Annotated in this window: 15 protein-coding genes; 5 read left to right on the forward strand and 10 right to left on the reverse strand. The window is 30.8% G+C overall.

The annotated features are described in order from the left end of the window. Positions 1-6: 6 nt before the first annotated feature. Positions 7-2,583: an SIR2 family protein gene (locus Q4Q35_RS19830; protein ID WP_303279770.1), complete on the forward strand. Its 2,577-nt coding sequence runs from the start codon at positions 7-9 to the stop codon at positions 2,581-2,583. A gap of 275 nt (positions 2,584-2,858) precedes the next feature. On the opposite strand, the gene Q4Q35_RS19835 is transcribed toward Q4Q35_RS19830, so the two are convergent. From Q4Q35_RS19835 to Q4Q35_RS19845, 3 genes are all read right to left on the reverse strand, one after another. Then, the gene (locus tag Q4Q35_RS19835; protein ID WP_303279771.1) at positions 2,859-3,674 is read right to left on the reverse strand and encodes a carboxypeptidase-like regulatory domain-containing protein; all 816 of its coding nucleotides are present in this window, start codon (positions 3,672-3,674) and stop codon (positions 2,859-2,861) included. Between the two features lie 338 nt (positions 3,675-4,012). Further along, positions 4,013-4,369: a hypothetical protein gene (locus tag Q4Q35_RS19840; protein WP_303279772.1), complete on the reverse strand. Its 357-nt coding sequence runs from the start codon at positions 4,367-4,369 to the stop codon at positions 4,013-4,015. Between the two features lie 249 nt (positions 4,370-4,618). Next, complete coding sequence (locus tag Q4Q35_RS19845) at positions 4,619-4,966, reverse strand: helix-turn-helix transcriptional regulator (protein WP_303279773.1); 348 nt, start codon at positions 4,964-4,966, stop codon at positions 4,619-4,621. Positions 4,967-5,163: 197 nt separating this feature from the next. On the opposite strand from Q4Q35_RS19845, the gene Q4Q35_RS19850 reads away from it, so the two are divergent. The 4 genes from Q4Q35_RS19850 to Q4Q35_RS19865 all read left to right on the forward strand — a co-directional run bounded on the left by Q4Q35_RS19850 (position 5,164) and on the right by Q4Q35_RS19865 (position 8,611). Beyond that, positions 5,164-5,385, forward strand: a complete 222-nt coding sequence (locus tag Q4Q35_RS19850; protein ID WP_303279774.1) for a hypothetical protein — start codon at positions 5,164-5,166, stop codon at positions 5,383-5,385. Further along, positions 5,355-5,627, forward strand: a complete 273-nt coding sequence (locus Q4Q35_RS19855; protein WP_303279775.1) for a hypothetical protein — start codon at positions 5,355-5,357, stop codon at positions 5,625-5,627. Before Q4Q35_RS19850 ends, Q4Q35_RS19855 begins: the two co-directional genes overlap by 31 nt. A gap of 408 nt (positions 5,628-6,035) precedes the next feature. Next, complete coding sequence (locus Q4Q35_RS19860; RefSeq protein ID WP_303279776.1) at positions 6,036-8,102, forward strand: hypothetical protein; 2,067 nt, start codon at positions 6,036-6,038, stop codon at positions 8,100-8,102. A gap of 50 nt (positions 8,103-8,152) precedes the next feature. Beyond that, complete coding sequence (locus Q4Q35_RS19865) at positions 8,153-8,611, forward strand: RNA methyltransferase (RefSeq protein WP_303279777.1); 459 nt, start codon at positions 8,153-8,155, stop codon at positions 8,609-8,611. Between the two features lie 106 nt (positions 8,612-8,717). On the opposite strand, the gene Q4Q35_RS19870 is transcribed toward Q4Q35_RS19865, so the two are convergent. The 7 genes from Q4Q35_RS19870 to tsaD all read right to left on the reverse strand — a co-directional run bounded on the left by Q4Q35_RS19870 (position 8,718) and on the right by tsaD (position 14,782). Next, the gene (locus Q4Q35_RS19870) at positions 8,718-9,893 is read right to left on the reverse strand and encodes a THUMP-like domain-containing protein (RefSeq protein ID WP_303279778.1); all 1,176 of its coding nucleotides are present in this window, start codon (positions 9,891-9,893) and stop codon (positions 8,718-8,720) included. Positions 9,894-9,902: 9 nt separating this feature from the next. Next, positions 9,903-10,991: an AI-2E family transporter gene (locus tag Q4Q35_RS19875; protein WP_303279779.1), complete on the reverse strand. Its 1,089-nt coding sequence runs from the start codon at positions 10,989-10,991 to the stop codon at positions 9,903-9,905. A 205-nt stretch (positions 10,992-11,196) separates the two neighbouring features. Further along, positions 11,197-11,697: a TrmH family RNA methyltransferase gene (locus tag Q4Q35_RS19880; protein WP_303279780.1), complete on the reverse strand. Its 501-nt coding sequence runs from the start codon at positions 11,695-11,697 to the stop codon at positions 11,197-11,199. Positions 11,698-11,973: 276 nt separating this feature from the next. Next, a complete protein-coding gene (locus Q4Q35_RS19885; RefSeq protein ID WP_303279781.1) occupies positions 11,974-12,306 on the reverse strand; it encodes a hypothetical protein in 333 nt (110 codons plus the stop codon). A gap of 12 nt (positions 12,307-12,318) precedes the next feature. Then, entirely contained in the window at positions 12,319-12,960 is a 642-nt protein-coding gene (locus Q4Q35_RS19890) for a DUF4159 domain-containing protein (RefSeq protein WP_303279782.1), read from the reverse strand. Between the two features lies 1 nt (position 12,961). Then, entirely contained in the window at positions 12,962-13,666 is a 705-nt protein-coding gene (locus tag Q4Q35_RS19895) for a 16S rRNA (uracil(1498)-N(3))-methyltransferase (protein ID WP_303279783.1), read from the reverse strand. Between the two features lie 93 nt (positions 13,667-13,759). Further along, a complete protein-coding gene (tsaD, locus tag Q4Q35_RS19900) occupies positions 13,760-14,782 on the reverse strand; it encodes a tRNA (adenosine(37)-N6)-threonylcarbamoyltransferase complex transferase subunit TsaD (protein ID WP_303279784.1) in 1,023 nt (340 codons plus the stop codon). Positions 14,783-14,963: the final 181 nt, after the last annotated feature.

Raw genomic sequence — 14,963 nt, forward strand, 5'->3', positions numbered from 1 at the left:
AAAAAAATGGAAGAAGCAGATTATAAAAAGCAATCAATATCTAACTTAAAACTCCTTGCCAAGGAATTGGCATATAACTATTTTGACGCATCATCCATTGACCTTTATCCGAAATGCGATAATGAGAGTAATGAGAAGAAGGAAAGTGAATATAGGATAAATGAAGGTAAAATAAGTGATTTAAAAAAAGATGTCATTAAAGATTTTGTTGAAGGCATTGAAGGAAAATCATTAGAAATTAATGAAGAATCTAGAATTTCAGATAGTTCAATAAAATATTCAAGGAACATATTAGTTATAGGGGCTGGATGTAGTTATAATGCTTTTGAAAACATTCCTTTGGCAGATAAGGCTATAGAGGAAATTCATAAAAGAACGGTTGTAGATAAGAGTAATAATTTGACCTTCTTTGATTTATTAGGAAATGGGCTATTAGAAAAAACAGAAGGTAAAAAGCTACCTAATAAAGAGGACAAATACCAAATAGTGGACGGAGTTATAGAGAAATATAATGCAGAGTATCGTAAACAAAAATTAATTAGAAAAGATTATACGGATTCTGGCAAATTAGATTTTGAAACATCATTGAGTTTACTCACAAACTTCCTACCCGTATCTAAAATAAGGGCGTTAATAAAGGATACGTATGATTACAGGTATAGCCCAACTCTTTTTTATGAAATAGTAGCCCACCTTTTTAAGCATAGATTTATTGATATCATAATTAATTTTAATTTTGATGAACTTTTAGACCAAGCAATTGAAGATGAAATTGGGGATGGTGGATTTGATAAAATAATTTCTGATGGAGATTGTAAACCTCTCGATCAGCTTTTCTTAGAAGGAAGATTACGTCAGCCCCTTTACATAAAACCTCATGGTACTGTTAGTCACAAAAGTACTTTAAGATTTACTAAAGACCATTATCATGAACTTCCTTTGGATATGAGAGAGTTTCTTGAAGAGATTTTTGCTGCTGTTGATGGAGATATAAAGAAGAAAATAAACCTGATCACAGTAGGATTCAAAATGGAAAGTATTGAATTTAATGAGATTTTGAAAAAAAACCTTCCTCTTAATTCACAAATATTCTCTTTTTACTATGAAAAAGAAGTAGGTGTTAGTAAGGCTGAAAAAGAAGTAGATGATAAATATGAGTACAATAAAGGTATAATAATCAACTTATTTAAGGATAAAGTCTCTCATACTCCAAAAATATATCTTATTGGTCATGAGTTTTTTTTAAAAAATTTAAATGAAATAAATCTATCTGAAAATAATAATTTGAATATAGGTTTAGATGTAACTAAAACTAGTTTAGGTAACACTTTTCATGTGTTGTTCGAAATTCTATCGAGTTATTTTACCCATAAATATAAACCAAGACAAATATATAAGCACCTTTTAATTGCGGAAATTTTTGGAAATACAAAGTTTTGGAAAAATCTTCAAGTTCCTGAAAATATGACTAAAGAAGAGGTGTTAGAAATACCTTTGGGAAAATCGTATTATTCAAAAGATTATTTCACATCTTCAAAATATTTTAAAGATAGAGTATTAGTTGAAATTTTAATTAACCTTGCCGTAAACCAAGGAAAAGTAAACCTGTCTATTCTTATGAGTGGTCTTGTGGGAAATTATTATTCTCTATATTATGAGAAGCATAAAGGTGATAAATTAACCTTAATGAAATTAATAGAACGTATCGGTTTGAAAGATAATGAAGATTCATTGGGCTATAAATATTTAGAAATTCCCCAAGAAACTAAAGAAGCTAAACCTTCAGAATTTTTGAACAAGGTTATTACTGAGGTTATTACTCGACTTGTTGATAATGATAAAGCAGAATGTTATTTCTCGGATGAATTTAGAAAACATCTAAAGGATGGAAATACTAGGGAAAAAGTCATAACTCTTTTCGAAAAGATTCATAGGGCAAATAACTCTAAAATTCATTCTCAATTCCGTAATCCTATTTATCATATGTTTCAAAAATATAAAATTACAGATTTAGTAAGTACGGACTTGTTAAATGATTTGCATTTTACCGTTGGATTGCAAGACAAAAGAATTAACACTATTTGTGTTATTGCGGATTATGGTTATCAAGTTTCAAAATTCCTTAAAGATATTATAGGTAAGAACATAGATGTTTATCTTATTTTACAAGAAAAGGAAGGAGTTGAAAAGAATATATCTATCCTTAGAAAATTAGTTTTAGAAAGTTTTAAATCTAACAATCAATTTCTAGTTTATGATAAAGCTCTTCTTTGGTTCGACGAAAGAATACATATTTTCTCGCTTCCAATTAATGACCATAATTATCATATGACTTTGTTTTTAGAATTAGATACTAATGAGCCTTTAATAAAACAGAAGGATAATGTAATTCAAGCAATATATTATTATAAATGGGGGCTTTCTAAAAGAATTAACCCAATTCGAATGGTAGAAAAAGAAAATTTCGAATATCTTTTGAACAGATTTGTAGAACATTTAGAGAAAGTAAAGCAATATTATGGTGATAACAAGAAAAGATTAGAACCCTTAGAGTCATTGATAAATGGTAATTTAATAAACTAAATGTAAATAAATATCTAATAAGAGTTAATCAATTCTGTTAAAATATTATAATTTAATAAGTTCCAAGACTCTGTTTGTTTATTAAATATCAATCCATAATCATTTTACGAATGAAAAAGCTTCACTAGACATAGTGAGGCTTTTTTGTTTTTGTAGGGTTTGTGGTTCTTTATAGATTTTTTAATCCATGACCTTTGCAGAATTAATTTTTAATGAGAGCATGTGTTTTTTATGGTCTTGTACATAGATTACTGATGTTGGGCGTAAATTTTTTTTCAATATTCTATTTCAACATTAATTGTTGAAGCACCTTGAAGTTTATTCCATTTTCCTTGACTATTTCTTCTTGAATACCCTTTCCCTTTGGTTAATATTGCTCCTATATAAACATTGAGCGGGTTTTTAAAATCAGGAATAAATTCCACGCCAACAAAAAAATCTTCTTCAACATAGATCTCTTTTTTTGTTAAATCAATTTGAAGCCAACCAGGTTTAATTTGTTTCTTCTGCAAAATATTTTCAAAAACTATCCTCTCACCAGGCATATTGTCTACGTTTTTATAAAAATTTATTCTCACAAAACTGCTATCAGATTCGAAACCTCTTCTTAAATAAATATTCACATATTTTATTCTTACTATTTTCTCAGGAATATTTATTCTTTGAGCATTTTCTATAATATCATTATCCTCTGAAATTCCGCCAAGCCATAACAAAGGATTGTAACTTTTAACTCCAATTTTCCTGTTTTTTTTCTTTTTGTTTGAAACAATAACCTCAGAAAGCTCATTCATTTTAGGTTTGAGAAAAACAGTTTTATTTTTAGCGTTTACAATTGGAATTTTAGAAGGGTAATAATTTATATGACTAATTGTTAAACTGTCTTTTATGTATTCTTTTGAAACTTCTAAATTAAATTCCCCGTTTTGATTAGAAACGGTTCCTTTATTTTTATTTAGTATTCCAATATTTACAAACTCAATAGGCTCTTTTGTTTCAAAGTCAATTATCAAACCATTTATTATAATGTTTTGTGCGTATCCTATAAAGCTTGATGTAAATATTAATCCTATCAATAATATATGTCTCATAATAACAAGGCTTTATTATTAATTGTCAATAATAAATAAATATCTTTTCAAGATTGTTAAGAATAATTTAATTGGGAAATATTTAAGTAATTGGGTTTAAACTTTTTTATTAAAAATAGTAACACTTTTTATTCATAAGCTTATTAAGTTTAACAAAGCTTATATTTGTTCTCCTATTTTTAGCTATTTTTTTAATTGGATATTATATTTACGCGCAGTTACATAATATGAGATTATATATATTATTGGTTTGTCTTATAGTATCAAAGAGTGTCTTTGTGCAAGAAGACATATGAATCTATTATAAAAGCAATAAAAATTAAATCGGACGCTATCTATTATGGATCTTTTTTAACAATAGATTTTCTCAATCCTTCTACTGCGAAGACACCTATAGCAAACCCACCAAGAACCATACATGCTTTAGCTATATATTCAAGTTCTGCACATTCGTTGAAGTAGCCTATTAATCCTATATTAAAGCACATGGATATAGTGAATCCAAAAGCAAAAGACATGATAATATCTCCAATATAATAAGTCTTTCTTTTATAAAGTTTTCTTGCTATAAAGTATATAAGTACAAACACTGAACCTAATATCAAGCCAAGCTGTAAATAGTTTATATTTTTTAAAAGCGATTCTATAGGAACGAGAATTAAAAAGGTTATTTGTATTACAACAACAAAAACCATTTTCGGGTAGTAAAAATTATACTTATTTGTAAAATAAATTGACTATATATACTTATCGTTAATTTTTAAAAGATAATTTGCAGGATTTCCTGCCTGTAGTTTTACCAGGTTTTTTTAAGAAAATAAAAATTACCATTTTATATTTAAACATTCTGTAACAAAACAGAAAAGAATATCCAGCCTAATAAGCGTAAGGCAAATAGTTATAATTCTAATATTAAATATTTATTGATTGAAGGAGAGTAAAAATCACTTTCTAATATTGTCAATCCATTCATTAGCTCTAAAAACAAACTCTTTTCTAAAAGGATCATATTCCATTAATTCGCCAAAGCGGTTCTTAAAGGCATCGGTTACAAAATCCAATTCTTTTTGCCCCATTTTTTTATAATCTGGTCGGGGAGGGTTACTAACTTCATGTTCTATTTTTGGTTGCGTATAATTACGCAATAAATTAGTGAATAATTTCTCTTTACTTTTTGGAATATTACTGCCCCCTTCATAATTTACTATAGTTTTTCTAGTTACACCAAGTAATTTGGCTAACTCTTTTTGAGTCATGTTTAATTTTTCTCTTTCCTTTTTTATATTCAACATGCTGAAAAACAATTAATTATTTTAAGTGTGGAATGTTTTTTGTTTACTCAGAGGGTAAAATTACTCTTGTTATTTTGTAAAAGAGTAAAAATACTCGTACATTTGTAACGAATTTGTTTGTGATTTTACAACAAATATATGTTGTAAAATCTTGTAAAACAACAAATGAAATCAAATAACAGGTAAAACAGTAGTAGATGGAAAGCCTCACGTATCAAGAAAATAAAATCGTTTATAGGATATCAAACGGCTTTTTTGAAAAGGGAACAGTAGATATATTGTATATAAACCCTATTACAATCAATGCTTTTACACGACCTATCGGGCGTAAGCTGCCTGCTAAAAATATCGCAGGTGTACACCCACAAATAAATTTAGGCAAGCCTGTATGCTCACAGATAAAAACATCCAAAACATAAAAAACAATATGAGTGGTATTAACGAAATAGACAGTATTAAGCAACTTTTTAGTCAAATAAATAAATCTGACAGAGAGGACTTTTTTGAAAAAGTAGCAGAGGAGTTCGATATGGTAAAATCTAGTGTAAGGTCTGGTTGGTTTTCTCGTTTTGAAATACCGATGAAGTATAATGTGCGCAAGCATTTAATAGCGTATATGCAAGATTATATATCATGTAGCGTTAAAAAAAGCAAAGATTAAAAAATAATACCAATACATGAACCTGTTGAATTTCGGTTCAAAAATCAGCAATGTGCAACCTCATTATATTGTTCATAATAGCTGTATCCACTTTATGTAGCTCAGTGGTCAGAGCAAGCCAGACCATAACACGATAAATGATTTTAGAGGTAAGCGCCTTCAAGAACATTAAAAAAAGATCTTCCACCAAGTGGTACTGCTCTTAGCAGAAGAAGGGATTGGCACATAACTTAAAAAAGTATAGTTTAGCACAAGATAAAATCATTGTAGGTTTCCACTCTTCTATTAAAAATAATAACACTTTTTATTCATAAACTTATTAAGTTTAACAAAGCTTATATTTGTTCTCCTATTTTTAGCTATTTTTTTAATTGGATATTATATTTACGTGTTCACACGTTGCATTATATGAGAATATATATATTATTAGTTTGTCTTATAGTATCAAAGAGTGTCTTTGCGCAAGAAGACATATCAATCCCTACGAAGTTTCTTGAGGAAGGTCATTTATATGAAAATTTTAATGAGCTTTCAAAGCCTATAGCAACATTTAAGGAAAATGAAAAATGTATAGTAACGGGCTATTTAGGTAGAGATACCTATAAAGTAAAATATAAAGAATGGGAGGGGTATGTAAATGTTGAATTTCTAGAGGTTACTGAGCGAATGATGGATCTATACTTCGAAAACCAAGAGAAAGAAAGACTTAAAGCGATTGCAGAAAAAGAAAACAGAAGAAAGAGAATACAGGAGATTGTAAAAAAAAGAGAAGATTCCATAGCTGAAATTGAAAATGCAAAAAAGAGAGCTTTAGAAGCGATACAGGAAGCTGCAAGAAAAAAAGCCTTAGAAAAAGAAAAGAGAAAACAAGATTCTATAGCCAAAGTAGAGGCAGCAAAGAAGAAAGCAGCAGAAGCCGAAGCAGCAAGAAAACGGGCATTAGAAATTGAGAAGCGGCAACGAGATTCTATTGCTAAGGTAGAGGCCGCTAAAAAAAGGGCAGAAGAAATCGAAGCTGCAAGAAAGCGGGCATTAGAAATAGAAAAGAGAAAACAAGATTCCATTGCTAAGGTAAAGGCTGCTAAAAAAAGGGCAGAAGAAATTGAAGCCGCAAGAAAAAGAGCTATAGAAATAAAAAGGATACAACAGGATTCTATTGCCAAAGCAGAGGCAGCAAAGAAGAAAGCAGCGGAAGTCGAAGCAGCAAGAAAGCGGGCATTAGAAATAGAAAAAAGAAAACAAGATTCCATTGCTAAGGTAGAAGCTGCTAAAAAAAGGGCAGAAGAAATTGAAGCCGCAAGGAAAAGAGCTATAGAAATAAAAAGGATACAACAGGATTCTATTGCCAAAGCAGAGGCAGCCAAGAAGAAAGCAGCGGAAATCGAAGCAGCAAGAAAGCGGGCATTAGAAATTGAGAAGCGACAACGAGATTCCATTGCTAAGGTAGAGGCCTCTAAAAAAAGGGTAGAAGAAGCCGAAGCCGAAAGAAAACGAGTATTAGAAATTGAAAGAAAAAAATACGATTCTATTGTTAAAGTAGAAATAACAAAAAAGAAAGCACAGGAAGCGAAAATCGCAAGAAAACGAGCATTAGAAATAGAGAAGCGAAAACAGGATTCTATTGCTAAAGCAGAAGTTGTCAAAAAGAAGGCCGAAAAAGAAGCAATAAAACTAGAGAAAAAAAGGCAAGATTCTATTATTAAAGTAGAGGCAGTAAAAAAGAAGGCACAAGAAGTAGCAGAAAAGGCAGCAAGAAAAAGGGCCATAGAGTTAGAAAAAAGAAGACAAGATTCTATCGCTAAAGTAGAAATAGAAAAAAAGAAAACAGGGGCATATGAGGCAGCCGCAAGAAAAAGGGTGTTGGCACTACAGAAAAGAAGGCTAGATTCCCTCTCTAAAATAGAAGCCGAAAAAAAGCGAGTACAAGAAGCTGCCGCTGCTGCAAGAAAGCGAACATTAGAAATAGAAAGGAGAAAACAAGATTCCATCGCCAAAGTAGAAGCTGCCAAAAAGAAAGCACAGGAAGCCGAAGCGATTGCTGAAAAAGCTAAATTTCGAAATACTTGTCATTATCTAATAAACGAATATGATGAATTTTACAAAGTAAAAATTAAAAGAACCGAACCATATAAGGTTCATGAAGATTTAACAATAGAATTGTATAGACAAGGTAGAAATGTAGATGTCTTTTTGAATTTATCGGAGAATTTAGGTTGTGCCAGCTACCTGTCTAATAGTAGATCCTCTGTTAGAGTCCAGCTTGAAAATAATCAAGTAATAACCTTATATCACTCTTGGGATGTAGATTGTAGAGACGAATTTAGTTTTAAAGGCAGATTACCGAGTTCGAAAATGTCGAGCTTAAAAAAATCTCCTATTAAATCCATAAAATTTAAAGGAACAAAATCTTCACACATAATTACAGATATAGATTATAAAGAGTTTTTTATTGACAAACTAAAATGCATTGAGTAAGTCAAAAGAATAGTTTTTTAATTTTTAATGTTTTCTATTTTTGTGCTATTATGAATGATAATTTTACGAATGAGTTTTTTGGTATCGGAATTCAAAACGGTAAAACTCCCGAAAATTTAGGTGTATTGTGGCGTTCGGCCCAAAATTTAGGAGCAAGCTTTATTTTTACTATAGGCAATCGTTACGCAAAACAGGCATGCGATACTCACAATGCCGTTAAATCGATGCCCTATTTCCATTATGAAACGTTTGACGAGTTTTTTAAAAACCTCCCAAAAGGGACAAGATTGGTTGGCGTAGAGCTTGATGAAAAGGCTGAGGATTTAGAAAGTTTCCATCACCCAAGACGATGTGTTTATTTATTGGGAGCCGAAGATCATGGACTTTCTAAACAAGCTATCGAAAAATCTCATTTTTTAGTAAAATTTAAATCGCAATTAAGCTTAAATGTGTCTGTAGCAGGTAGTATAATAATGTACGACAGGGGGCTTAATAAGCCGAGGTCTTGATTTTTGTTAATATTGAACATAAGCTTATACGGTAATGAAAAAGTATGTTTCAGGATTGCATTAATACCGATTAATAGTTCCTATGTATTCAGGATAGAAAAAACAGCTATTTACTACAAACAATGACTGTTTTTATATTGTTTAAATCTGTTGTAAAGAATATATAGTAATCACCTCCGTCTTTTATATTGAACTTTTTACGTATTTGTTGAACAGTTTCATGGAAATTACGTGTCGTAATATTTGCTTTTTTTATAGATAGCTTTTTAATTTCTTTCTTATTATAAGGGACAATATTTTCAATTTTAAAACACCTTCCCGGAAAATCAATACATGTGTCACTAGTGTATAAATGAGAGTGTTGATGTAATTTAAAAACACTAAGCTTTTTAGCAATAGCATTGAAGGCTCCTGCCTTTAAAATAGCACTATTGGGTTCGTATAAATAGGAGAGTGGTTGATTGTATTTTACTTCTGAATTTTTTTCAGTCTCTATTGAAAAATTAAAGAATTCTTTTGCGGCTTTTTTAATATTTACTGTATCTATATTTATTGCACCTTCAAAACCATTTTCTAAAACCCATAGTAACTCTTTTACTTCATTATTTATAGCAATAATATGAATTGTTTTTACGTGTTTTAATTCATTGATGCCAACAGAAATATCAAGTAGCGGTGACGTTTTAATAAGGATATTTTTAGAGTGATTAAATAGCAAATCAATATGTTGCAGGATGTTAGGTAGACAATCATTTAAAAAAAAGACTTTGCCTTTGCTGTCGTGTCTTCTGGAAGGGTCGACATAAATCCAATCAAAGTGTTTTCCGGAAGTTTCTAAATAAGAAATACCATCCTCATTTTTTGGTTCTATATGGTGAATTTCCAATTGTTGGTAATTATGGGTTACTATATTCGATAGACTGTTATCAATTTCACAGTGTGTCACTGTTTTAAAAACTTTTGAAAAATAATAACAATCGACCCCAAAACCACCAGTTATATCTATAATGGATTCTCCTTGAATTAAATTTGATTTATACTGCGCCGTTATTTCAGAAGATGTTTGCTCAATATTTAACTTGTTGGGATAGTATATGTTTTTACACCGAAACCATGTGGGGAGCTTCTTTTCGCAACGTTTTTTTGCTTCAATCTGTTCAATAATGTCTTTCGCTTCAATAGAAGTAAATGGAATACCTTTTAGGAGCAACGAAGTCACATTAGAATTTAAATGACTATCTATAAATTCTTGAACTTCAATATTTAAAATAGACGAATTCAAATAGAAATATTATAAGTCTTTAGTGAGTTTTTTTACAATTTTATTTTCAGACAAAAACTCTTTTAAGATTACTTTTATAGCAGTGTATGCCGGAACCGCGATTATTAAGCCAATAACTCCAAATAGAATCCCAGTAATTAAGATTACTAAGAATATTTCTAATGGATGCGATTTCACACTTTTTGAAAAAATGATAGGTTGACTCCCAAAATTATCAACCAATTGACCGATTGCAAACACAATAAATACCCAAAATGTTTTTGGTAAAATAACATCGCTAAAACTCTCCCCGAGGTTGCTTGTCATGGTTAATGTAATCATTAAAAGTGCTCCAACCAATGGGCCAACATAGGGAATAAGGTTTAATAAGGCACATAAAAAGGCTATAACTATGGCATTTTCAACTCCGATAATAAGCAAGCCAATGGTGTAAATAATGAATAGTATAAATATTTGAAAAATGAGCCCCACAAAGTACCTGGAAAGTAAATCTTTAATTTTAGTAGATGAATTTTTCCAACGAGATTCTTTATTGTCTGGTATAAATGTTAAGATGCCATTTTCAAATAATCGACTGTCTTTTAAAAAGAAAAAAGAAATAAAAAGCACAGAAAATAAACCAATGCTAAAACTTCCAAGACCACTAACTACCGAGTTTAAAAAGTTAGGAATAAGAGAATAATCTATTTTAGATAAAAGATCAGATTCTTTAATAGACTGTTCCAGATCTATATGATGTAAATTGAAATAATTAATAATTTCAGCATATAAATTTTCGATATTAATTTGTAACTCATCAATGTTTAATAGCGATAGATTTTGCCCTTGTTTTATTACCAGTGGGATAAATAAGCCTACCAGACCTAAAAATAATCCTAAAAGAACAACCATAGTAACAATAACAGCAATGGTGTTTTTAAACTTTAATCGATGTTCTAGGAACAGTACAATAGGCCTTCCTATTAATGAAATAACTACTGCAATAGCAATGTAACCAATAACCGATTGTATTTGATATAAAAAGTATAGCACCAATGCTATACCTAGAATAATGGCTAAAGCCTTTAAAATACCGTTTGATATAGTGTTAGAATTCAATTGAAAAAAATTAATAGTAAATCTAGTCATTTCGAACGAAAGAGAGAAATCGCATTCTCATTTTTGTTATGAGAATAAAAATATGCCTCAATCGTATTGTCATTTGAGCAAAGTACAGGAATCTATTTTTTAGAACTTTGTTTCAATTTATAAGATTGTCACGTCACCCCAAACCCTATAGAGATCGAGCCTCCCATAATAAAGATTAGAGAAGTTGCTTGGTAATTTCGTAAAGCACTATATTAGTTGCTTGTACGACATTCATACTACTGTTTTGTCCGAACATATCGATATGAATAATAGCATCAGACAGACTTAAAATAGATTCAGATACACCAAAATTTTCATCACCAATAACCAAAGCAATAGGAGTTTCTGTCGAAAACTTAAACTCATGGATAGGATTACTAGTATCTGTAATTTCTAGCGAGATAATTTGATACCCACTGCTTTTTAAATTCTCAACAACATCTGAAGCAGACTCGACAACTTCAAACTCAACAGCTTTTTCAGTGGCTCTTGAGGTTTTAGTCATTTTTCGTCCAAGCGGAATCTGATCACCACAAAGGATGAGTTTTTCAATCCCAAAAGCATCAGAAACCCTAAACAAACTTCCAATATTAGGCGCATTCGTTACATTATCACAAACTAAAGTAATAGGAAAAGTACGCTTTGTAAAGTTTGTAGTGTAATGGGTTAGTTGCATTTTTGCTTAGTATTCAGTATTCAGTATTCAGTGGTAATCAGTAATAGTTGTAGCTTCTTTGCGTCTTTGTGCCTTAGCGTGAGATATTTTCAGTATTCATCAAATTTTACTTTGTATTTTAACAATAACCAAATTATAATTGAAAGAACTAATAGAAATATTATAATTTTTAAAACTATAATACCTATTTCTTTTGACGTTATTTCTTCATCAGAATCAGTATAAAAAATAAATTCAACTAGAGCTATTAAAAGATCCTTCATTATATTATTCTAATCATCTTACTCTTGACCTATTGAATAAGCTTGTTTTTTTATTTTGATCAACCCATATCCCTATTGGAATAGTGCCGCTTATTGTACTAACTAAGCCAAAATCCCATAGGAAAATTGTAATGATAATAGCAAGAACAATACCTCCTATTATAATCATATAATTAGGTTCTGCATGTAACCTATTAATGTCTTTTTTTGTGTGATTTCCACAATGTTTACAGCGTTCATTAATTTCATTTTTACCATATTCTACTAAAAAGGCATACCTGTCTGGTGCAGATGTTTTTAAATAATTCTCTTTTTTACAAGAGCTACAATAGTAACTTAATTTCATAGTATATAGGACTTAATTTTCAAAAGCATATTTAACAATATTCGCCCCCATTTTAAGCGCTTTATCCCTAACATCCGCCGGATCATTATGCACTTCGGTATCTTCCCAGCCATCACCTAAATCACTTTCATACGTAAACAATAATACAAGTCGGTCTTCCTGGAAAATTCCAAAAGCCTGAGGGCGTTTACCATCATGTTCATGAATTTTAGGCAAGCCTTTCGGGAATTTATAAGGATCATTAAATATTTTATGGTTTACAGAGAGTTCAACCAAATCTTTATTGGGGAATACCTTTTTAAGTTCTTTGGTAATATAAGGTTGCATGCCGTAGTTGTCGTCTATGTGCAAAAAACCACCGGATATTAAATAATTTCTTAAGTTTTCGGCATCAGTTTCACTAAAAAACACATTACCATGTCCCGTCATATGTAATAATGGGAATTGAAAAATATCAGTACTACCAACTTCTACAGTTTGTGGTTTTGGTGCTATTTTAGTGTTTATATTTTGATTACAAAAAGTAATTAAGTTTGGTAATGCAGTGGGATTACCATACCAATCGCCACCACCTTTATACTTCAAAATAGCTAAATCTTGAGCAGTTAAGAGTAAAGAAAAAAGGGCAAAGAAAAAAGATAAATAAATCTTCATATTATTCGTTTATAAAAGCTACAGAATGACAAGCTACCATAGCAGCGGTTTCTGTTCGTAATCTGGTTTCACCCAAAGTTACAGGAATAAAATTAGTCTCAATAGCCATTTTTATTTCTTTAACAGAAAAATCGCCTTCAGGACCAATTAAAATAGTAATGTTTTGTTTTGGTTTTAGGGTATGTTTTAATGACTTTCTATCGGTTTTTTCACAATGAGCGATAAATAGATTGCCGCTAAAATCCTGTTTTAAAAAAGATTTAAAAGAAATAGCATCGTTTAATTTTGGTAAGTAGCAGTTTAAAGATTGTTTCATAGCCGATTGCAAAATACGCTCGAAACGCTCCGGCTTAATAACTTTTCGTTCACTACGATCACAAATAATAGGTGTAATGCTATCGATGCCAATTTCGGTTGCTTTTTCCAGAAACCACTCATAGCGATCGTTCATTTTTGTTGGTGCTACGGCTAAGTGTAGATGATAATCTCTTTTTGTCTGTAACGATTTAGCTATAACAACAGCCATGCACTTATTAATATTAGGTATAGTGATTTCGGCAGTAAATAACCAACCATTACCATTAGTAATATATAATGTGTCTCCAACATTTTTTCGTAATACTTTAACAATATGCTTGCTTTCGTCTTTAGGAAAAGAAAATTGTTTTGTACTATCTGTAATATCCGGATTGTAAAATAATTGCATAAAGCGAAGATAAAAATGATTTACAATTTACGATTGATGATTTACAATTTTTAAATAATACTGAACACTGATTACTGATCACTGTGACCGCCACTAAATCTTAAGCCTAGCCGAAGCCGTAACACTCTGTTCAGCAAAATTACCTTCCAAATACTTTAAATATCCAACTATAGCTATCATGGCAGCATTATCGGTAGTAAATTCGAATTTAGGTACATAAGTCGTCCAGCCAAATTTTTGCTCCCCATCTTTTAAAGCTTGACGTATTCCAGAATTTGCAGAAACCCCACCACCAATAGCAATATGTTTAATCCCAGTTTGTTTAGAAGCCCGTTTTAGTTTATCAATAAGAATACCGATTATAGTATATTGTATAGAAGCACAAATATCATTTAGGTTTTCTTCAACAAAATTAGGATTCGCTTTTACTTCGCGTTGTACAAAATAAAGAATAGCCGTTTTTAAACCAGAAAAACTAAAGTTTAAGCCATCTACTTTTGGTTTTGTAAACGGGAATGCTTTTGGGTTCCCTTGCTGTGCTCGTTTATCAATTTCAGGTCCAGCAGGATATCCCAAACCAAGTATTTTTCCGCTTTTATCATAAGCCTCCCCAACGGCATCATCAATGGTTTCACCAATAACTGTCATGTCAAAATAGCTTTTCACTTCAACAATTTGTGTATGTCCGCCAGAAATAGTCATAGCAATAAAAGGAAACGATGGTTTCTCAAAACCTTCCTCATCTATAAAATGAGCCAAGATATGTGCTTGCATGTGGTTAACATCAATTAATGGGATATTTAATCCGTAAGCTAAAGACTTTGCAAACGAAGTCCCTACTAATAACGACCCCATTAAACCCGGACCACGAGTAAAAGCAATAGCATGGAGTTGATCTTTAGTGATACCTGCCTTTTTCAAGGCTTGATGTACCACAGGAACAATGTTTTGTTGGTGTGCTCTGGATGCTAATTCTGGAACCACACCACCAAATTCTTCATGTATTTTTTGACTCGCTATAACGTTGCTTAAAATTTTTCCGTTGTGTATTACAGAAGCGGCAGTATCATCGCAGGATGACTCAATTCCCAGAATATAAATATTTTGTGAGGACATTAGTAAATATTAGGCACAATAATTGTTAATTTTGAAACAAAATAAAAATCTAACCAAAGTTTTTATTCGTAAGTACAAAAATAGGGTATTCTTATTTTAAATTATAATTTACAAGGACATCAAAAAAATCTTAAAAATAGGGTCAAAAATAGTAGGCATTATTTTGCTGCTTTTCATCATT

It is taken from the genome of Flavivirga aquimarina (genome assembly GCF_030540835.1).
In the GTDB taxonomy this organism is placed as follows: Bacteria; Bacteroidota; Bacteroidia; order Flavobacteriales; family Flavobacteriaceae; genus Flavivirga; species Flavivirga aquimarina.